We start from the raw sequence: 20296 nt of genomic DNA on the forward strand, positions 1-20296 counted from the left end.
CCCAGCGCCCGTCCCCAGCGCCCGTCCCCAGCGCCCGTCCCCAGCGCCCGTCCCCAGCGCCCGTTGCCCAGCGCCCGTCCCCAGCGCCCGTCCCCTAGCGCCCGTTGCCCTTGAGCAGGCCGCGCTCGTACGCCACCGCGACGGCCGCCGCCCGGTCCGAGACGCCCAGCTTCGCGTAGACGTGCAGCAGGTGGGTCTTCACGGTCGCCTCGCTGATGAACAGCGCCGCCGCCACCGCCCGGTTCGTGGTCCCCTTCGCCACCAACGCCAGCACGTCGATCTCCCGCGCCGACAACGGTTCCAGCGCGGGTTCCCGCACCTGCCCCAGCAGCCTGGTCGCCACCGCGGGCGACAGCACCGCCTCCCCCGAGTGCGCGGCACGGATCGCGCGCTGCAGCTCGTCACGCGGCGTGTCCTTCAGCAGGTACCCGGTGGCGCCCGCCTTGATGGCCGGCAGCACGTCGCGGTCCGTGTCGTAGGTCGTGAGCACCAAGACCCGGCACGGGTGGCCGCGCAACCGTTCGATGGCGGACACCCCGTCCGAGCCGGGCATGCGCAGGTCCATCAGGACGACGTCCGGCGACACGGCCGTCACCACGGCGACCGCCTCGTCCCCCGACGCCGCCTCCCCCACCACCTCGAAGTCGGCGGCGGTGGACAGCATGCCGCGCAACCCGTCGCGGACGACCGGGTGGTCGTCGACGATGACCAGCCGGATCACGCCGGCACCCCGCGGCAAGCACTCGACCCGTGTCTCACAGAACCCCTCCCAGCACCGCTCACGTCCTCACCCGCACACCACGCCCGGCCGGTCATGCCGGCACCCGCGCCGAGATCGCCGTCCCCACCCCGGGCTCCGACTCCACGAACAGCGCCCCCGACAACCGGTGCACCCGGTGGCGCATCGCGGGCAGCCCGAAGCCGTCCGACGGGCGCGCCAGGTCGAACCCCACCCCGTCGTCGCGCACGTCGAGCGTCACCACGTCCTCCATGTAGGACAACGTGAGCCCCACCCGTGAGGCCGAGGCGTGCTTCGCCACGTTCGCCAGTGCTTCCTGGGCGGTGCGCAGCAGGGCGACCTCCACCTCCGGGTGCATCTCGCGCACGGCGCCGGTCAGCGTGACCGAGACCGGGACGCCGTTGTACTTCGCCCAGCCCGTCGCCACGTCGTCGAGGGCCTCGTGCAGGGCCGCCGAGTCCAGGGCCGGTGGGCGCAGGGCGTGCACGGAGCGGCGGGCCTCGGCCAGGTTCGCGCGGGCCAGTTCCGAGGCCACCGCCACGCGGTGTTCCCAGTCCTGGGCCGAAGCCGCGGACAGCTGCGTGATGATGCCCGCCAGGCCCTGGGCGAGGGTGTCGTGGATCTCGCCCGCCATGCGGTGGCGTTCGTCCTGCACGCCTGCCTCGTGCGCCTGCACCAGGAGCTGGGCGTGAAGGCCTTCGTTTTCCTCCAACAGCTCCTTGCGCATGCGGGACTGCTCGGTCGTCACGTGGCCGACGTAGGTGAAGGTGCACGCCACCACCACGAACACCAGCAGCAGCAACCAGAACGCCGCCTCCTCGCCCGCGGGCGGGTAGCCGCCGAACAACGACAGCGTCGCCAGCCCGGCCGTCAGCGCCACCACGAAGAACATCCAGCGGCCGCGCAGCACCTCGCTCGCGTAGATGTAGACCGCGTACGACACCGCGCCGAACCAGTGTTCGCGCATGCCGAGCACGCCGTAGAACACCACCATGCCGGTGATGAACACGGCCATGAGCCCGGGGCGGCTGTGCCACGCGGGATGCAGCGTGAACCACCACAGCATCCACACGAAACCGAACGCCACGACGCCATAGGTGAACCAGCGCTCCGGGACCGACTGCGTGGTGAAGATCGAGTACAACACCGTCGTCACGGTCAGCACGAAGTACGGGATCACACGGGCGATCGAGACGAGCCTGCGCTCCCACCTGTCCAACGCGACCATGTCCACGAGCTACTCCCAGCGGAAAGTCCTGGCCGCGACCGTACCTGCCACGAGGCCCACCAGCCCCATGATCGCGAGATGCCTCCAGTCCGGCGCGGAGCCGAGCCACGCCTGTTGCAGCGCCTCCACGCCGGGAGGCGAGTACGACCCGATCACCTGCACCGCCGAGGGCAGCATGAACCGCGGCAGGTACACGCCGCCGAAGAACATCAGCAGCATGAACACCACCGTCGCCCAGCCACCGGCCGCCCGCGCGTTCGGGGCCAGGGCGGCGATCACCAGGCCCAACGCGAACGTGCCCGCGCCTCCCAGCACCACGGCACACGCCAGGCCGAGGGGGTGGTGAGGCAGGTCGACGCCGAAAACGACGTACCCGACCAGTATGAGGAGCAGCACCGACAAGATCGCCGCGGCGAAGTTGACCACCATCTGACCGACCAGCAACCGGGCCGGGTGCATGGGTGTCGTCGACAGCCGCCGCAGCACGCCCTTCTCCCGGTACGACGCCACGACGGTCGGCACGCGCTGCAACCCGATGAACGCCAACGTGAACACGACGAGCGCCGACACGTAGCTGTCGATGAACCGCATCCCGCCGAAGTTCGCGTCCGGCGTCCGCAGGGCCGGAATCGCGCCCAGCACCAGCAACAACAAGCTCGGGAACAGCACGGCGAACAACGAGTTCAGCCGGTCGCGGACGAACAACCGCGCCTCGATCTCAACGATCTTCAACATCACGACCCCCGGTGAGTTCGACGTAGGCGTCGTCCAGGGAGACCTGGTCGACGCGGAGCTGGCGCGCGACGACCTGCCGCCGCGCCAGCAGGGAGGTCACGGCGTGCAGCAGGTTCTCCGACCCGCTGACCACGAGCTGCTCGCCGGCCGACGACACCGACGTGACCTCGGGCAGCGCCTCCAGCAACGACACGTCCAGTGCGGCGGACGGCACGAACCGCACCCGCGTGGCACCGTCCACACGCGACACCAGCGCGGAGGGCGTGTCCAGCGCGACGATCCGCCCCTCGCGGAACATCGCCACGCGGTCGCAGAGGCGCTCCGCCTCCTCCATGAAGTGCGTGACCAGCAGGATCGTCACGCCGGCCGCGCGCACCTCCTCGATCACCGACCACGTGTCGCGCCGCGCCTGCGGGTCGAGCCCCGTCGTGAGCTCGTCGAGGATCGCCACCCGAGGGGAGCCGATCAACGCCAGCGCGATCGACAGCCGCTGCTTCAACCCGCCCGACAGCCGACCGAACTCCGTCCCCAGGTGCCCGGTCAGCCCCAGCCGCTCGGACCAGTCGGCGGGCGACGGGTAGAACGACGAGAACAGCGCCAGCGCCTCGCTGACCCGCATCCGCTCCGGCAGTTCGGACGCCTGCAGCTGCACCCCGATCGCCGCGCGCACGTCGGCAGGCCGCTTCCCCAGCACCGACACGCTGCCGCGGTCCGGCGTCCGCAGGCCCGACACGCACTCGACCGTCGTCGTCTTGCCCGCGCCGTTCGGCCCCAGAACGCCGAAGATCTCCCCCTCGGCGACCTCGAACGACACGGAGTCCACCGCCACGCGGGGGCCGTACCTCTTCCCGAGGTCGCGCACTTCGATGATTGCCATGCCACCAGCGTCGGAGATCGGCGCCCGGAGATCATCGGACGACGAGCGCGACCTGGATCAACCGATCGGTTGATGCCGCCGGTCAGCCTCCGGGAACACCCGTTCAGCGGAGGGGCTTGTCCAGCCCGTGCACCACCTGGTCGAGCAACGTCGCGATGACCGCCTCGTTGTGCTCGTTGCGACCCGGCGTGATCATCCGCGAGGTCGCCTCGACCATCGCGTGCACCAGCATCGCCCGCATCGACGCGCGCTCCACCCCGGCCGTCTTGAACACCCCGACCAGCGGCGCCAGCAACCGTTCGTGCTCGGCGCGGATCTGCTCGCGTGACGAGTCCGGCAACGTGTGCGCGGACAGCGCGACCACCGCGCCGTGACTGCCGTCGGTGATGATCGCGAGCTCGGTGCGCAGGTACGCCTCGATCTTCTCCGGCACGGACGACGCGCTGTTGACCGCGTCCTCCAGCTTGTCCGCCCACTCCGGCAGCGCGTCCGACACGATCGCGGCGACCAGTTCCTCACGCGAGCGGAAGTACTCGTAGAGGCTCGGCCGCGACAGCCCGACCCGTCTGGCGAGCGACGCGAGCGTCAGCGCCTCAGCCCCCTCGGAGGAGACGATCTCCCGCCCGGCGTCCAGCAGGGCGCGCAACCGGTTGGCGCGGTGCTCCGCGACGGTGTCTGCGCTGATCCTCGGCACACCGGGATCGTATCGCGCTTGATTTCCCGACGGGGAGTTGGAATAGTTCCCGACAGAGCGTCGGGATCAGGGAGGCCAGCATGTTCATCGCGACCAACCGGATGTTCGTGAACCCGGACATGTCCGAGGAGTTCGAGCGGTACTTCCGCGGCAACATGCGCACCCACCTGCCCGGAGTCCCCGGCCTGCTGCGCAGCACGCTGCTCAAGCCGACCCAGGACGACCAGCCCTACGTCTCGGTCAACGAGTTCGAGTCCGAGGACGCCTTCCGCGCGTGGGTCGCCTCCGACGCGTTCCGCGAGGCGCACAAGGGCCACCGCACGATCGCGCGCCTGGTCACGGGCAACGAGCCGGAGCGGTTCACGCACGCCGAAGACCTCGTGCTGCCCCTGCAGCGCACCGAGTAGGGGTCAGAGCTCCGTCAGGAGCTTCTTCATCCGCCCGATCTCGTCGTCCTGGGTGGCCACCACGTCGTCGGCCATCTCCTCGACCTGGACGTTGCTGCCGGACCCGCGCACGTCCGTCGCCATCTTGATCGCACCCTCGTGGTGCTTGATCATCAGCTCCAGGAACATCCGGTCGAAGTCCTTGCCCCGCGCGGCCCCCAGGGCGTTCAACTGGTCCTGGGTGGCCATGCCGGGCATCGACGAGTGGTCGCCGTGCGTGCCGATCGCGTTGAACGTGCGCTGCCACTGCTTCATGGCACCGATCTCGGGCTCCTGGCTGAACCGGATGCGGTCGGCGAGGCCCTTCACCGTCTCGTTCTCCGCGCGCTCGGGCGCGAACCGCGTCATGGCGAGCGCCTGCTCGTGGTGGGCGATCATCATCGCCACGTACTCGCGGTCGGCGTCGTTCGGCGGCGGCGCGACCCTGCTGGTCACGTCCTCGGGCGCGACGACGGACGCCGTGCCGCCGGGGGTGTCCGGTGCGATGACGGGCGCGGCGGGAGGCTCCGACGTACAACCTGCCAGCAGGGCGGATGCCGCGACGATGACGAGAACCCCAGAACGCATGCTGCGGACAATACCCTCCGAAAGGAGCTGGCCCTTAGCAATGCGAACGGGTAATACTCCCCATCACCAACCCGTATCGAGGGGGTACAGCAGTGACTTCACGCGCAACGGCCTGGCGGCGCAGAGCGCCGTTGGCGGTTCTGGGGGCGCTCGCGCTGACGCTGTCGATGACGACCGCGCCCGTGCTCGCCGAGCCGGACCTCCCCGCCGACGGCAAGGGTCTGAGCGAGGCTCAGCTCGAGTCGCAGGCGGAAGGCGTCACCGGTCTCCCGGGCGTCGACGAGATCAGCCGCAGCCGCAACATGGTCCCGGTCGCCCACCTGGACAAGCAGGCTCCGCTCAACTCGACGCAGACCGACATCGCGTTCCAGGACAACTACGCGTTCGTCGGCAACTACGACGGCTTCGTGATCTACGACATCCGCAACCCGAAGAAGCCGACGATCAAGTCGCAGGTCCTCTGCCCCGGCTCGCAGAACGACATCTCGGTGTACGGGAACCTGCTGTTCCTGTCGACCGACTCGTCGCGCAGCGACAACTCGTGCAGCAGCGTGGCCCAGCCCGCGACGATCAAGGAGTCGTGGGAGGGCATCAAGGTCTTCGACATCAGCGACAAGAGCGCACCGCGCTACGTCGCCGCCGTCGAGACCGCCTGTGGTTCGCACACCCACACGATGGTGCCGAGCAAGAACAAGAAGGACGTGTACCTCTACGTCTCCTCTTACTCGCCGAACGCCACGTTCCCGGACTGCCAGCCGCCGCACGACAAGATCTCGATCGTCAAGGTTCCCGTGAAGAACCCGGCGTCGGCGTCACTGCTCAAGGCCCCGGTGGTCTTCCCGGACGGCGGCAACGCCGGTACCCCCGGCACCATCGAGACCGGCTACACCTCGGCCACCTCGGGTTGCCACGACATCACCGTCTACCCGCAGCTCGACCTCGCGGCCGGCGCGTGCATGGGTGACGGCGTCCTGTGGGACATCTCCAACCGCGAGAGCCTGAAGGAGATCCACCGGGTCCAGGACGACAAGAACTTCGCGTTCTGGCACTCGGCGACCTTCAACAACAACGGCACCAAGGTCGTCTTCACCGACGAGCTCGGTGGCGGCGGCGCGGCGACGTGCAACGAGAAGATCGGCCCGACGCGCGGCGCCAACGGCATCTACGACATCGTGGGCCGCGGCGACAAGCGCAAGCTGGTCTTCAAGTCGTACTACAAGATCCCGCGCATGCAGGGCGACACGGAGAACTGCGTCGCGCACAACGGTTCGCTGATCCCGGTGCCCGGCAAGGACATCATGGTGCAGTCCTGGTACCAGGGCGGCATCTCGGTGTGGGACTTCACGAACTCGGCCAAGCCGCGTGAGATCGGCTTCTTCGAGCGCGGCCCGATGCCGAACGGCGCGGGTGGCGGTACGTGGTCCACGTACTGGTACAACGGCTACATCTACTCCTCGGAGATGGGCCGCGGCTTCGACGTCATCGACATGCGCGACCCGCGCACGTTCGTCGCGAAGCTGTTCCGCACGAACGAGCTGAACGTGCAGACCCAGGGGAACTTCTACCGCGGGTAGTCGTTCCCTCTCAGATCAGCGCGGCTGCCGGCGTTCGGCAGCCGCGCTGACTGCTGTCAGGACCAGGGTCACCGCGACACCGCCGAAGACCGCCCAGACCGGGTTGCCGACGTCCATCGCCCACGCGGCGATGACGGCCGTGAGCCCGTAGCCCGCGCCCGTCACCGCGTACATCATCGAGAACCCGGCCGCGTGCGCGCCGACCGGAAGCCGTTCGCGCAACGCCAGGCTGCGCGTCACGAGCACACCCGACTGGAACAACCCGGCCGCGAGCAACGCGCCCGCGATGCCCGGCAGGTTCGGGAACAACGCCAGCGCGCCGACACAGGTCGCCGTGACGACGAGCAGCACAAGCCCCTGCGCGCGCAACGATCCCGGCCACGGCCTCAGCCCGTACAGCACCGCGCCGAGCGCGCTGCACGCCGCGAACCCCATGAGCAACGGCCCGATCCAGCCGATGCCGATCCCCCGGTGCTCGAGCAACGCGGGCAGCACGAGTTCGGCGACCGCGAGCTGCGCCAGCGCCGCCGCGCTCACGAGGTAGATCGGCCAGGCCGACGCCACGACACGGGGTTTCGCCGTACCGGACCGGGACGTCACGTGCCCGCGCGGCAGGATGAACACCAGCCACGCCGCCACCACGACCAGCGACACCGACACCACCACGGGCGCCCGGTGGTCGACGCTCAGCGCCAGCACCGTGACCAGCGCGGGCGCCACCGCCCACACCACCTGCGTGATCATGGCGTCGAAGCCCATCGCCTTGGGCACCAACGCGTCCGGCACCAGCCCGAGCAGCATCGCCCGCAGGCCGCCCGGTGTCGTCGACGGCCCGGCGCCCGCGACGAACGCCGCGATCGCCAGCACCGTCACGTTCTGCGTCAACGCGAGCGTCGTGAACGCGATCGCGCCGACGACCAGCCCGATCGACAGCTGCCCGCGCATCCGCGACGGGTCGAGGAACAGCCCGAGCAGCGCGGCGCCGAGGACCTCGCCCAGCACGTAGACGGCGACCAGCGACGCGGCCAGCACGTACCCGCCGGGCAGTCCCCTCGTCAGGAACACCATCATCAGCGGCGTCATCGACATCGGCAGCTTCGCGGCGACCGTCACCACGGCGCACGCCAGCACGTCCCGGTTCGCGAGGTCGCGGTACCCGGCAGCGGAGATCGTCATCTACTCGCCCAGCTCCTGGAACAACGTCAGCTGCAACCCGGCAGGCGCTTTCAAGCGCGCGTTGAGCGAGTTCCACGGCGTCCGCGTCGGTTCCGCGACCACCTCGGCCCCGGCGGCCTCGAGCCTCCGCGTCGTGCCCTCGGAGTCCGTCACCTCGAACGCCACCCTGATGTGGCCGACGACGCGCTCGCCGACCTCGACGGAGTCGATGTACTCGGCGTGCGGCGGGTCGGTGATCTCCAGCGTGGCCCGGCCGGCCTCGAGGATCGTGACCCGCCCGCCGTCGGACGCGAACGCCGCCCGTTGCTCGAGCCCCAGCACGTCTCGGTAGAAACGCAGGGCTTCGTCGTAGTCGTCGGCGGTGACGACCAGGCGGAGTTCACGGACACCGGTCATGGTGACGATCATTTCACTCCTCGTGTCAGAACGAGGAGAAGACGCGGAAGTGCCTCACGCCTCGACGCGCTGATCCTGCGTCTGCACCAGCCGCGTCGCGACGCACAGCAGCAGCGCGATCCCCGCCGTCACGTGGATCGGCGCCGGTGCGAACGTCGCCGCCAGCACCGCCGCCGACCCGATCGGCAGCAGGTACTTGCGCAGCCCCGACTGCCCCGGGCAGTCCTGCACGTACCAGACGAACAGGAAGAACACCGCCAGCGGCACCGTCGTGAATGCGGCGACCGTCGTGCCCGGCGCGTGCGAGATGTGCAGGTCGTAGTCCACCGACGCCGCGAGACCGGCACCCAAGGCGGCGATCGAACCGAGGATGAAGAGGTGGGCGTAACCCCAGAGGAACGCCTTCCTCAGGTTGTGCAGGTGCGACGGCGCCTCGAAGTAGATCCACCACACCGAGAACACGATGATCAGCGAGGCCGCGGCGAGCGAGATGAGGTTGACGCCGCTGTCGAAGCCCTTCTGGAACGCGAGCGTCGCCGCCAGGATCGACTCGCCGAGCACGATCAGCGTGAACAGGCCGTGCCGCTCGGCGATGTGGTGCGGGTGCCAGGTCGTCGCGCCGGAGCGTTCCGCCCAGGCCGGCACCAGCAGCTCGCCGATCATGAAGAGCACCCACAGCGGGATCTGGGCTGCGGTCGGCGCGGCCAGCCACAACACCCACAGCACCTGCATGAACGCGATCCCACCGGCGTAGCGCCGGGTGCAGGCCTGGTGCGACGGGTTGTCCCGCGCCGCCCGCAGCCAATGCGCGACCATGCCGAGCCGGATGACGACGTAACCACCGACGACGATCCGGTAGTCCTGGTGCTCGAAGACCGCCGGGATGCCCGCCGCGACCACGAGCACGCCGGCGATCTGGACCATCGTGATGATCCGGTACAGCGTGTCGTCGTTGTCGAACGCGCTGGCGAACCACGTGAAGTTCAGCCACGGCAGCCACAGCGCGAAGAACGCCATGCAGAACGCCATGACGCCGGCCCCGACGTGGTTCTCGGAGACGGCGTGGTGCAACGAGGCGGCGGCCTGGGCGACCGCCACCACGAAGCTCAGGTCGAACAACAGCTCCAACGGCGTCGCGACCCGGTGGGCCTCCGCCGTGTCGCGCGCGAGGAGCTTCCTGATCATCCGGGCACCACCATGATCCTTGATTCGCTGAGGTCGAGCGCGACCCGAGTGCCCGGCTGGTACGCGGAGGCCGTGTTGGAGGGCTGGTCGATGCGCAGCACCTGCTCCCCCACCCTGACCGAGATCCGCGTGACCGGCCCGAGGAACGACTGGGTCAGCACGTCGCCCACGATCTTGCCACCGGCGTCGCCGTCGTGTGCGGAAACGCCGATGTCCTCGGGACGCACGATCAGCCGGACGTCGCTGCCGGACGGCTGGTCGTGGGACACGGGCAGGGTCACGCCGTTGATCACCACGGTCTGGCCCTCGGCCTTGGCCTCCACCGCGTTCGTGACGCCGACGAACTGCGCGACGAACGCCGTCTTCGGTTCGCGGTAGACCACGGACGGGGTGTCGAGCTGCTCCAGGCGTCCGTGCGACATCACGCCGACCCGGTCGGAGACGGCGAGCGCCTCCTCCTGGTCGTGCGTGACGAACAGCGTCGTCATGCCGAGCTCCGTCTGGATGCGACGGATCTCGTCCCGGAGGTTCACGCGGACCTTGGCGTCCAGTGCGGACAGCGGCTCGTCCAGCAGCAGCACGCGCGGCTGGATCGCCAGCGCACGTGCCAACGCGACGCGTTGCTGCTGACCGCCCGACATCTGGTGCGGGTAGCGGCCGCCGAGGTGCGTGAGGCCGACCAGCTCCAGCAGTTCGCCGGCCTTCTTGCCGTCGGTCTTGCGCATCTTCAGGCCGAACGCGACGTTCTGCGCCGCGGTCATGTTCGGGAAGAGGCTGTAGGCCTGGAAGACCATGCCCATGTCCCGCTTGTTGGCGGGGACCTTCGTGATGTCCTTGCCGCCCACCGTGACCGTGCCGGAGTCGGCGGTCTCGAAGCCCGCGACGATGCGCAGCGCCGTCGTCTTGCCGCAGCCGGACGGGCCGAGCAGCGACACCAGTTCGCCCTCGGCCAGTTCCAGGTCGAGGCCGTCGAGCGCGGTGTTGTCGCCGAACGTCTTGCGCAGTCCCTTGAGCACCAGGTGACTCATCTTCACTCCTCGACCACGGTCTGACGGCGCCGCTGGCCGACATAAGAAAGTGCGAACAGAAGCACGAACGCGAAGATCAGGCACAGCAACGACACCGCGATGGACACACCCGCGTTGCGCTTGCCGAGCAGATTGACCTGCACCTGCAACGTGTCGAAGTTGAGCAGCGACGCGATGGTGAACTCACCGAGCACCAAGGCGACCGACAGCAGCGAAGCACCGATCAGCGCCACGCGGATGTTCGGCACGACGACCTTCCACAGCACCGTGAACCACGACGCGCCGAGGCTGCGCGCGGCTTCGGCCAGCGTCTTCAGGTCGATCGCGGACAGTCCGGCGTCGACCGCGCGGTAGGCGAACGGCAGCACCAGGATCGTGTAGGCGAACGTCAGCGTCAGCGGTGAGTCGCCGAGGAAGTAGTTCACCCACGCGTAGAGCGGCGCCATGCCGACCACCAGCACGATCGCGGGGATCGCCAGCGGCAGCAGGCACAGGAACTCCACGAGCCGTTGCAACTGCGGGAGCCTCAACCGGATCCACGCCATCGTCGGCACGAGCAGCACCAGCATCAGCACCGCCGACGTCACCGACAGCAGCAGCGAGTTGACGAGCGCTTCCATCAACCCTTCGTCGTCGACGATGGACGTCCACGACTCGAGGCTGCGGCTGCCTTCCCTGCCCCGCGTGGAGAACTCCGCCATCGCGATCAGCGGCAGGACGAAGTAGACGCCGAGGACCAGCAGGATGATCGTGCGCAGGACGCGCTGCTTCACTAGCGAACCCACTTGGCCACCCTCTTCTGCAGCAGCACGTTCACGCCCATGGCGATGCTGACCACGATCACCATGCCGAGACCGAGCGCCTTGCCGAGGTTCTCCTGCCCCAGCACCACCTCACCGGTGAGGAACCCGCGGATCTGCAGCGGCACGATCGGACTGCCCTGCGAGACCAGCGCGGCGGCCGTGGCGTAGGCGCTGAAGGCGTTGGCGAACAACAGGAGCAGCGCGCCGAGGAACGGCGGCGTCAGGATCGGGCCGCCGACGTGGCGCCAGTAGGTCCAGCTCGTGCCACCCAGCGACGCGTTGGCCTCGCGCCACTGCGGCCGGAGACCGTCCAGCGCGGGCAGGAACACGATGACCATCAACGGGATCTGGAAGAACGTGTAGACGAGCGTCAGGCCCGGCAGGTCGAAGAGCCACGCGCTGCCGGCGAACAGGTCGATGCCAACGTTGTCACGCAGGAACTTCGTGACGAGACCTTCGAAGCCGACCGTCGCGAGGAACGCGAACGCCAGCGGCACGCCACCGAACTGGGCGAGCACACCGCTGCCCGCGACGACGACCCGGCGCAGCATCCCGTCGGGGTTGCCGACCGCGATCGCCCACGTGAGCAGCGCGCCGAAGATCGCGCCGATGACCGCGGTGAGCGCGGACAGTTCGATGCTGCGCACGAACGCGTCGAACACGACACCCGTGAACAGGGTCGTGAGGTTCTCGAGCGTGAACGCGCCGTTGGAGTCCTGGAAGGCGCCGAACAGCACGAGCACCGTGGGGTAGACGAGGAAGGTGCCGACGAACGCCAGGAACGGCACCACGACGAGCCAGGCGACCGCAGACGGCCGACCGGCGGCCCCACCCTTGGAGGGGGTGGGACCGCCGGGCTTCGCCGCCGCTACTGGAGCGACTGAGGTCATCCGATGGCCTGAGCCCAGGTCGCGGTCAGGACGGCCTTGGCCTTGTCGGCCTGGGCCTGCGTCTGGAACACCTGCTTGCCGTCGGTCTTCGGCAGCTTCTCCTTCGCCGCCTTGTCCGCCTTGTCGCCCATCTTGTCGAGGCGCACCGGGCGGGACATGCCCTTGAGGTAGAGGTTCTGGCCCTCGTCGGAGTAGAGGAACTCCTGCCACAGGCGCGCGGCCGCGGGGTGCGGCGCGTCCTTGCTGATGGCCTGGTTGTAGTAGCCGCCGATCTGGGCCTCGGCCGGGACGACGACCTTCCAGTCGAGCTTGCCCTTGAGCTTGTCGGTCTGGGCGGCGTTGGTGTAGTCCCAGTCGATGACGACCGGCGTCTGACCGGACTCGATCGTCGCGGGCGACGGGTCGACCGGCTGGAAGTTGCCGGCGGCCTTGAGCTGCTTGAAGAACTCCACACCGGGGGCGATGTCGTCGGCGGAGCCACCGTTGCCCAGCGCCGCCATCACGACACCGGAGAACGCGGCACCGGCCTGCGTCGGGTCGCCGTTGAGCGCGACCTTGCCCTTGTACTCGGGCTTGAGCAGGTCCTTCACGCTCGTCGGCGCCGGCACCTTCGCGGCGTCGTACCCGATCGACATGAAGCCGCCGTAGTCACCGTAGTACGCACCGTCCGCGTCCTTGAGCTCCGCGGCGATGTCGTCCCAGGTGCTGACCTTGTAGGGGGCGAACAGGTCCTTGTTGGCCAGCGCCACGTTCAGCCCGAGGTCGAACACGTCGGGCGCGCGGTCGTTGCCCTTGAGCTGCTTGGCGGCGTTGATCTCCTCCTGGCTGCTCGCGTCGGGCTGCGCGGAGTCGACCTTGATGCCGTACTTGGCCTCGAAGGCCTTGATGATCTCGCCGTAGTTGGCCCAGTCCGGCGGCAGCGCGATGACGTTGAGCTTGCCCTCGGCCTTGGCCGCCTCGACCAGCTTGTCCATGCCACCGAGCTCGCTCGCGGACTTCGCGGTCCCGGCGGCACCGGCCGGCGTCTCCTTGGCGGGCGGGGCGCCACAAGCGGCGATCGCCAGCACCAACGCGCCGACACCAATCAACTTCGTGGTGACGTTCCCTCGCTTCAGCACCAGCGGAGGATTGGCTCGGGATGCTTTCGTTGTCAAGCCAGCCGCGCCGGTTGAGACCTTCTCGACTCCAACCGTGAATTCTTGGAGCACTACGGGTTGCTGCTGAATGCTTTCCGTGCTTCGTCCAGGTGTTGTGCCGAGATGCCGGTGGCGGGATCGACGTGGACGAGGGCGGTGGTCAGGTGCCGTCGCTTGTGGACGAACTCCTCCCTGCGCGCGGGGTGCAGGCCGAAATCGTCGTCGAACCAGACGAGCGGCCTTTCGTAGGCGTACCGGGCGACCGCCGGGTACTTCCAGCCGTGCGCGTCGTGGAACTCGACGACCTTGAGCGGCGGCAGGCCCAGACGGGGTCCTATCTCGGTGTTCGCGCGGTGCAGCCACGTCGTGGCCCACGCGAGTTCGGCGCCCGTGTCCTCCGCCAGCTGTCTCAACTGGTCGCCGTGACCGGGGTCGAGCCAGACGCGGAGCCTGCGGCGCCAGCCGTCCTTGATCTCGAACAGCCGGTAGTTGTCCGGCTTGGGGTTCGCGGCCCACGGGTTGAGTGGTCCGTCGACGTCGATCAGAACGAGTGGGCGCATCTGTCCATGAGTAGTCGAAATCGCGGTCTTCTGTTCGTATGAACGGCATGTTCACCGAAGAAGAGATCGCCTACCTGCGCGAACAGCCCCTCTGCCGCTTCGCCACGATCAACGAGGACGGCCAGCCCGACGTGGTGCCGCTGGCCTTCGAGTACGACGGCACGCACCTCTGGGTGGGCGGCGCAGGCGACCAGGTCCGGGACACCCGCAAGTTCCGCAACATCACCGCCGGCCGCCGCAAGGTGTCGCTCGTGGTCGACGACCTGGTCTCGTTCACCCCGTTCGTCGCCAGGGCCGTCCGCGTCTACGGCACCGCCGACGACCCGGTCGAACGCACCGGCCTCGTCGGTCCCGGCGTCTACTGCCGGATCACGCCGACCCGCGTCTGGGCGTGGAACATGGCGGGCGAACCGGTGGGCGAGACCTGGTACGAACCCCGCCGGTCATGACGCCCGGCGCACCGAGCACGCCGCCGCCCCACCCCACCGAGCGCCGTACAACAGCCCCGGCAGCAACCGCCGGAACCGCAGGTGGATCTCCCCCGCCCGGTCCACCGGCTGCACCGTCCCGCTCGGCTCCGCGTCGGAACGCTGCACCATCACCCCGTCGAACGCCCGCACGAACCGCTTGCGGTCGTGCTCGAACCGCACGCGCAGGTCGAACACCTCGCACGGCCGTTCGGGCACGTGCAGCACGCACGGGCGCATGGCGTCGCGGTGCGAGAGCCGGTAGCGGATCGCGAAGTCGTGGGTCTCGCCGCGCACCAGCGACGCGGCCGGGACGAGCGTGAAGCCGGGACGGTCGGCGTCGCTGCGGTCCTGAAGCGTGCCGCCGTAGAGCAGGTGCACGTCCACGTCGCGGCGCAGCACCGGGAAGACCGCGGCGAAGTCGATCGAGTTCACCCCGTCCTGGTCCACGACGACCTGGTAGCGCTCGATCACCTCCGGCTGCCGCTGGTCCAGCGCCACGGCGACGCTGAGCTCCGCGGTGTGCCAGCCGCCGTCCGCGCGCGGGGAGGTCGTCGCGGCCAGCTCGGCCAGCTGCTCCACGGCCTCGTCCACGCGCCGGCGCACGGTGCGGGAGTCGCGGTCGATCCGCGCGGCGACCCAGGTGACGCGGTCCTGGTAGAGCGGCTGCCGGACGTCGGGGATGAGGCCGAACGCCGCCCGCGCCGCGAGCTGCAGGTCCTCGGGGAGCTGCTCGACCAGCTCGGTCAGCCGGGTGACGAGCTTCTGCTTCGCCGCGACCGACCCGTCCGCGCTGGTGATCCCGCAGGCCGCTGCCAGCGACGGGCCGATCCTGCCCACGATCCGTCCGGCGTGCACGCCCCGTCCCTTGCGGAGGGTCTTCAGCTCCCTGACCAGGTTCGTCATCATCTCCCGATCTCCTCCCCTTGTGCTCTCCCGTGCGGCGGAGGCAGCGTGCGGCGGACGTGTGGACGAGAAGTGGACACACCGTGGATCGCTCACACGTGCTCCGGTCGCAGGACCGTCCGTGCGACCGAAGAGGCCAACGCGATGCCCAGGCGCACCCCGTCGCGACCGAGGAAGACGCGCGAGGTGCCGATGCGGCCGAGCGTCGGCTGGTCGACGGCGCCGAGCCCGAACGCGACCATCTCCGGGCACGACGCGGTGGCGGTGAGCCGGTCGAGCGCGGCGGGCCACGACGGGTCGGTCGGCCTGCCGTCGGAGACGAAGAACAACATCGGGCGGCGCACCCGCACCCGTTCCTCCTTGAGGGCGCGCACGTCGCGTTCGATGACGGTGCGCACCAAGGTGAACGCGGATCCGAAGTCCGAACCCGATTCCTGGCGCGGTCGAATAACCTCGGCGGGGTCGAGCGCCGGCAGCAACGGACGCACGACCGACGGGCTCTCCGCGAAAACGACCACGCAGAGCCGGACCTGGGCGGTGGCACGCCGATCCGCGTGCACCACACCCCGGAACTCGCGCATTCCGGCATTCACCTCGTCGATGTGGTCGCTCATCGAGAACGACACGTCGCACACCAGGTAGCACGGCAGGACATCGGGCAGCATGCCGTGCACCGTTACCTGATCGCGTTGATCAAACGTGGACAAAAAGCTGATTACCTGACACACATACGGGGCCTTGCGCGACATTCCACCCATACGGAAGCTTCAGATCGGGAGGCGGCGTGGAATTTCGGATGCTGGGTCCACTGGAGGCGTGGCACGACCACACCGCCGTACCGTTGGGGGACCAGCAACAACGCTTCATCCTCGTCGTGCTCCTGTTGAACGCGAACAAGCCCGTGTCACCCGAACGGATCACCGAGATCGTGTGGCCGGACAACCCGGAGCGCCGCACGCTGGTGCGCGGGTACATCAACAAGCTGCGCAAGGCGTTCGACGGGACCGACGCGGAGATCGAGCGCACTCCCACCGGTTACCTCCTGCGGGTGGACGAGGAGCAGATCGACTCGATCCGCTTCGACCGGCTGCGCGCCGGGGCCACGCGGGCCCAGCAGGACAACGACCAGCGGCGCGCCGTCGACCTGTTGCGCGAGGCCGTCGCGCTGTGGCGCGGCGAGTTCCTGGAGGACATCAACATCGACCGGATCGGCGGCACCGAGGTGATCCCGCCGGACGAGGCGCACCTCGACGCGCTCGGCGACCTGGCCGAACTGGAACTGCACACCGGTGACCACCGCTCGGCCCGCGACCGCATGCGCCGCGCCGTGCGGATCGACCCGGCCCACCAGAAGTACGCCGAACTGCTGATGCGCGCGTTGATCGCGGGCGGCGACCGGGTCGGGGCGATCAAGGCCTTCGACGCGGCGTCCGGCGCGCTCGCCGAACTGGGCCTCGAACCCGGAACCGTGCTGCGCAACCTGGCCGAACGCGCCCGGCGCGGCGAGCCCGCGAGCTCACTGCCGTCGCGTCCCGGCGGGTTCACCGGCCGGTCGGAGGAGCTCGCCGTGATCGAGGCGGCCGCGGCGGGATCGGACGAGCGGCGCGCGGTGTGGATCAGCGGCGCGCCCGGTGTCGGCAAGACCGGCCTCGCCGTCGAGGCCGCGCACCGCCTGCGCCACCGCTTCCCCGACGGGCAGCTCCTGGTGCGGCTGGGCGGGTTCACCCCGAACGTGACACCGTTGTCGGTGTCGGAGGCCCTGACGCAGCTGCTGACCGAGCTGGGCGTGCCCGCCGAGCAGATCCCGGACACGGTGGGGCGCAAGGCAACGCTCTACCAAACGCATCTCTACGGCACGAAAACGCTGGTGGTGCTGGACAACGCGGCGTCGCCGGAGCAGATCCGGCCGTTGCTGCCGGAGGCGCGCGACTGCTTCGCCGTCGTCACGAGCCGCAGGCTGGGTGAGCCCGACATCAGCGAGCACGTGCGGCTGGCCCCGATGCCCGCGGCCGAAGCGTCCGCGTTGTTCCAGAGGCTGACCGGCCCGTCACGCGTGCGCGGCAGGTCCGCGGACGTCGCGGGGCTCGTGAAGCGCTGCGGCTACATGCCGGTGTCGATCACCGTCGCGGCGGCGTTGCTGCGCAAGCACGACAGGTGGTCGCTCGAGTACCTGCTCGGTCAGATGGACGACACCGGGACGTGGCGGGAGGACGGCGCCGCGATCCACGCCTCCTACCGCCAGCTCGACGCCCAGCAGCAGCGGGTCTTCCGCCTCTTCGGACACCTGCCGGGGCCTGACGTGGACATCGTCGGCGCGGCGGCGTTCATCGGCCGTGACGTCGCCGGCACCCGCAAGCTGCTCCACGAGCTGCACGAGGTCTGCCTGCTGGAAGAGGTCGCGCCCGAGCGCTACCAGGTGCTGGACTCCATCAAGGAGTTCGCCGCTCTCGAACCTCCGGCCGCGGACGCGCTGGAACGCCTGCTGGACTTCTACCTCGTCACGCTGGCCGACGCCGTGCGCGTCGCGTACCCGTTCGACCGCTCCGCTCTGCCGACCGTCGAGCGGGAAAGCCCGCAGGCCGTGCGGTTCACGCAGGAGAACGAGGCGCTGGCGTGGATCATCGCCGAACGCGACAACCTGATGGCCGCGATCGGTCATGCGGACCCGGATCACGCGTGGCGGCTCGCCTCGCTCCTCTGGCGGCACTTCAACACCGCGAACCGGTTCGACGACTGGATCGACGCCGTCAGTTCGGTGCGGCCGGAGGACGACTACGGCCGGGCGCACGTGCTCTACCGCCGTTCCATCGCGAACGACCGGCTCGGCCGTCACGCGGAGGCGCTCGACCTCGCCGAGCAGGCGCTGGCGAACTGGACCCGCCGGGGCGACGTGCCGGGTGAGGCCGCGGCGCTGTGCGCCATCGCCGTCTCCGCGATGCAGCTCGGTGCGCACGACAAGGCGGCGAAGCACTTCGAGGCCGCACTGACGAAGTACCAGCAGTGCGGCGACCTGCGCGGCCAGGCGCATGCGTTGAGTTCGCTCGGCTACATCAACGAGCAGCACGGCAGGTACGACATCGCTGTCCGGCAACACCAAGCCGCAGTGGGATTCCTGCGGGAGTGCGGACACCTCCAGGGGCTCGCGCACGTGCTGAACAACTTGGGTGCGAACGAGCAGTACCTCGGGATGCTCGACGAAGCGATCACCCATCACCTGGAGGCGCACGACATCGCGGTCGAGCTCGGCGACAACTGCGTGATGGCCTACGCGTTGACCAACATCGCCGACGCCCACCGGCTCGCCGGAAGGCTCACCGAAGCGGTGCACCACCACGACCTGGCGGACAGGGCGGCTGCCGGGCTGACCGACGTGGAGCTGCAGGCGAGCCTCTTCCGCGACAGAGCCGCCACGGAGAAGGACCGTGGCGACCTCGGCGCGGCACTGCGCCTCTACCAGTCGTTGCTGGACGTGGCCGCAGGTAACGGCAACCGCACGCACGAGTCCTACGGACAGATCGGCGCCGCACGAACGTTGCACGCCATGGACAGGCACGCTCAGGCCGTGGCGCATTGGGACGCGGCCGAGGAGGTGCTCCGCGACCTCGACCAGCCCGAGGCCGACGAGGTCCGGCGAGAACGGGCCGCGCTGACGTGCGCGTGCGGTCAGCGGTGAGTGAGAAGTCGTTTCAGGCCGGGGTAGATCTCGCGCACAGCACCGTGGTTGTGCCACCGGCCAAGGGTTCTCGCCAGCTGCCTCAGGTCGGTCCGCACCGTCGCGGAGTCGACGTGCGCCGCGTCGTCCACCACGAACGCGAGCGTGCGGCAGCTCTCGTCGACCTCGCCCGACAGCGCGAGAGCGAGTGATCGCCTGGCCCCGAACCGGGCCAGGCTCCGGCGGGACGTGGCCGGCAGCAGGGTGAGCTGCCGGTCCAGCACCACCGCGGCCTCGGCGTTGAGTCCGAGGTCCGACAGCGCCCAGCCCCTGGCCAGCTCCAGCGGGTCGGGAGCGGTCGACCCGAGCACGGGGTACGAGCTGTCCGGTGCCGCGGTCTCCATCAGGCCCGCGGCACGGTCGAACGCGCGTTCCGCGGCACTCCGGTCACCCGCCAGCGCGTGACCCTGCGCCTCCCGCCGGGCGGCCAGGGCGAGAACGCGGGAGCCGGCCCGGCCGATCCACTGCGCCTGCTGGGCGAGGTGGATCGTGGCGGGCGCGTCCTGGCGGTAGAGCGCCAGACCGGCCTCCCGCACGAACGCGTAGCTCGCGATGGCCGGATCTCCCGCGGCACGGGAGAGTTCGGACGCGTGCCTGGTCCACCACAGCGCGGCCTGCTCGTCGCCCGCCTCCTGGCACATCCAGCCGGTGTACTCGGCGATGCGCGCGGCGAGCAGCAGGAGCCGCGTGCCCACCGGTCCGGCGTTCTCCCGCGCCATGCCGTGCACGGTGTGCTGCAACGCTTGCAGCGGTTCGAGCACCACCTGCGGACTGGTGCGCAGCCCGAGGCCGCGCAGCTGTTCGAACGAGGTGCGCATCGCGGTGATCACGTGCTCGTCCGGCACCGGCCGCGGGCCCGTGCCGGTGAGCGCGCCGACGCCGAGCATCGTCCCGGCCACCAGCACCTGGCGCCGGCCCACGCCTCCCGCGTCCCGTGAGGACGGTCCGTGCACGGCGGCCTCGACCAGCAGGCCACCGACGTCCAGCACGCCGTCGCACAGCCGCGCCACCGTCGGCGTCGGCGGCTTGAGGTCGTTCTCGATCTTGCTGAGATAACCCTTGCTGTAATGGATCAGCTTGGCCAGCTGGCCCATCGACAAGCCCGCCGCGACGCGATGCGCACGCAGCAACTCACCAAAAGTTTCGGACACGATTGCCTCCCGCTCCGGCGTCTTCC

Annotated in this window: 21 protein-coding genes; 4 read left to right on the forward strand and 17 right to left on the reverse strand. The window is 69.5% G+C overall.

The features are described 5' to 3' along the window. Window positions 1–94: 94 nt before the first annotated feature. The 5 genes from IE307_RS44435 to IE307_RS44455 form a co-directional block, all read right to left on the reverse strand. Window positions 95–721 (reverse strand): response regulator, encoded by a 627-nt coding sequence (locus IE307_RS44435; RefSeq protein WP_191305535.1) that lies wholly within the window; start codon window positions 719–721, stop codon window positions 95–97. A 91-nt stretch (window positions 722–812) separates the two neighbouring features. Then, the gene (locus tag IE307_RS44440; RefSeq protein WP_191305607.1) at window positions 813–1967 is read right to left on the reverse strand and encodes a sensor histidine kinase; all 1155 of its coding nucleotides are present in this window, start codon (window positions 1965–1967) and stop codon (window positions 813–815) included. 9 nt (window positions 1968–1976) lie between these two features. Further along, on the reverse strand, window positions 1977–2702 hold the full coding sequence (locus IE307_RS44445) for an ABC transporter permease (protein WP_191305536.1): 726 nt from the start codon (window positions 2700–2702) through the stop codon (window positions 1977–1979). Beyond that, window positions 2686–3579: an ABC transporter ATP-binding protein gene (locus IE307_RS44450; RefSeq protein WP_191305537.1), complete on the reverse strand. Its 894-nt coding sequence runs from the start codon at window positions 3577–3579 to the stop codon at window positions 2686–2688. The genes IE307_RS44445 and IE307_RS44450 overlap by 17 nt, the downstream gene beginning before the upstream one ends. 103 nt (window positions 3580–3682) lie before the next feature. Beyond that, entirely contained in the window at window positions 3683–4273 is a 591-nt protein-coding gene (locus tag IE307_RS44455; protein ID WP_191305538.1) for a TetR/AcrR family transcriptional regulator, read from the reverse strand. A gap of 80 nt (window positions 4274–4353) precedes the next feature. Between IE307_RS44455 and IE307_RS44460 the strand changes: the two genes are divergently transcribed. Continuing rightward, window positions 4354–4680, forward strand: a complete 327-nt coding sequence (locus IE307_RS44460; protein WP_191305539.1) for an antibiotic biosynthesis monooxygenase family protein — start codon at window positions 4354–4356, stop codon at window positions 4678–4680. A gap of 3 nt (window positions 4681–4683) precedes the next feature. On the opposite strand, the gene IE307_RS44465 is transcribed toward IE307_RS44460, so the two are convergent. After that, window positions 4684–5286 (reverse strand): DUF305 domain-containing protein, encoded by a 603-nt coding sequence (locus tag IE307_RS44465; protein ID WP_191305540.1) that lies wholly within the window; start codon window positions 5284–5286, stop codon window positions 4684–4686. A 167-nt stretch (window positions 5287–5453) separates the two neighbouring features. Here IE307_RS44465 and IE307_RS44470 point away from each other — a divergent pair, with 167 nt between their 5' ends. Next, a complete protein-coding gene (locus IE307_RS44470) occupies window positions 5454–6860 on the forward strand; it encodes an LVIVD repeat-containing protein (RefSeq protein ID WP_191305608.1) in 1407 nt (468 codons plus the stop codon). Between the two features lie 15 nt (window positions 6861–6875). On the opposite strand, the gene IE307_RS44475 is transcribed toward IE307_RS44470, so the two are convergent. From IE307_RS44475 to IE307_RS44510, 8 genes are all read right to left on the reverse strand, one after another. Then, window positions 6876–8036 (reverse strand): MFS transporter, encoded by a 1161-nt coding sequence (locus tag IE307_RS44475; RefSeq protein WP_191305541.1) that lies wholly within the window; start codon window positions 8034–8036, stop codon window positions 6876–6878. Next, on the reverse strand, window positions 8037–8444 hold the full coding sequence (locus IE307_RS44480; protein WP_229905639.1) for a VOC family protein: 408 nt from the start codon (window positions 8442–8444) through the stop codon (window positions 8037–8039). It lies immediately after the preceding gene. Window positions 8445–8486: 42 nt separating this feature from the next. After that, window positions 8487–9617 carry a low temperature requirement protein A gene (locus tag IE307_RS44485; protein WP_191305542.1) on the reverse strand — a complete coding sequence of 377 codons (1131 nt, stop codon included), beginning with the start codon at window positions 9615–9617 and terminating at the stop codon, window positions 8487–8489. Beyond that, entirely contained in the window at window positions 9614–10645 is a 1032-nt protein-coding gene (locus IE307_RS44490) for an ABC transporter ATP-binding protein (protein WP_191305543.1), read from the reverse strand. The genes IE307_RS44485 and IE307_RS44490 overlap by 4 nt, the downstream gene beginning before the upstream one ends. Before the next feature lie 2 nt (window positions 10646–10647). Then, window positions 10648–11430, reverse strand: coding sequence for an ABC transporter permease (locus IE307_RS44495; protein WP_229905640.1), 783 nt, complete (start codon window positions 11428–11430; stop codon window positions 10648–10650). Continuing rightward, window positions 11418–12338, reverse strand: coding sequence for an ABC transporter permease (locus IE307_RS44500; RefSeq protein WP_191305544.1), 921 nt, complete (start codon window positions 12336–12338; stop codon window positions 11418–11420). Before IE307_RS44500 ends, IE307_RS44495 begins: the two co-directional genes overlap by 13 nt. Further along, window positions 12335–13456: an ABC transporter substrate-binding protein gene (locus tag IE307_RS44505; protein ID WP_229905641.1), complete on the reverse strand. Its 1122-nt coding sequence runs from the start codon at window positions 13454–13456 to the stop codon at window positions 12335–12337. The genes IE307_RS44500 and IE307_RS44505 overlap by 4 nt, the downstream gene beginning before the upstream one ends. Before the next feature lie 89 nt (window positions 13457–13545). Beyond that, entirely contained in the window at window positions 13546–14034 is a 489-nt protein-coding gene (locus tag IE307_RS44510) for an HAD domain-containing protein (RefSeq protein WP_191305545.1), read from the reverse strand. A 47-nt stretch (window positions 14035–14081) separates the two neighbouring features. Between IE307_RS44510 and IE307_RS44515 the strand changes: the two genes are divergently transcribed. Further along, the gene (locus IE307_RS44515) at window positions 14082–14483 is read left to right on the forward strand and encodes a PPOX class F420-dependent oxidoreductase (protein ID WP_229905642.1); all 402 of its coding nucleotides are present in this window, start codon (window positions 14082–14084) and stop codon (window positions 14481–14483) included. Here the strand turns inward: IE307_RS44515 and IE307_RS44520 are convergent. Beyond that, window positions 14478–15407 carry a hypothetical protein gene (locus tag IE307_RS44520; protein ID WP_191305547.1) on the reverse strand — a complete coding sequence of 310 codons (930 nt, stop codon included), beginning with the start codon at window positions 15405–15407 and terminating at the stop codon, window positions 14478–14480. The two genes, IE307_RS44515 and IE307_RS44520, sit on opposite strands and share 6 nt — an antisense overlap. Window positions 15408–15499: 92 nt before the next feature. Continuing rightward, a complete protein-coding gene (locus IE307_RS44525; protein ID WP_191305548.1) occupies window positions 15500–16072 on the reverse strand; it encodes a vWA domain-containing protein in 573 nt (190 codons plus the stop codon). Between the two features lie 131 nt (window positions 16073–16203). On the opposite strand from IE307_RS44525, the gene IE307_RS44530 reads away from it, so the two are divergent. Next, window positions 16204–19080, forward strand: a complete 2877-nt coding sequence (locus IE307_RS44530) for an AfsR/SARP family transcriptional regulator (RefSeq protein WP_191305549.1) — start codon at window positions 16204–16206, stop codon at window positions 19078–19080. Here IE307_RS44530 and IE307_RS44535 read toward each other — a convergent pair. Further along, window positions 19071–20270 (reverse strand): helix-turn-helix domain-containing protein, encoded by a 1200-nt coding sequence (locus tag IE307_RS44535; RefSeq protein ID WP_191305550.1) that lies wholly within the window; start codon window positions 20268–20270, stop codon window positions 19071–19073. The genes IE307_RS44530 and IE307_RS44535 overlap by 10 nt on opposite strands. Window positions 20271–20296: the final 26 nt, after the last annotated feature.

It is taken from the genome of Lentzea cavernae (genome assembly GCF_014653695.1).
In the GTDB taxonomy this organism is placed as follows: Bacteria; Actinomycetota; Actinomycetes; order Mycobacteriales; family Pseudonocardiaceae; genus Lentzea; species Lentzea cavernae.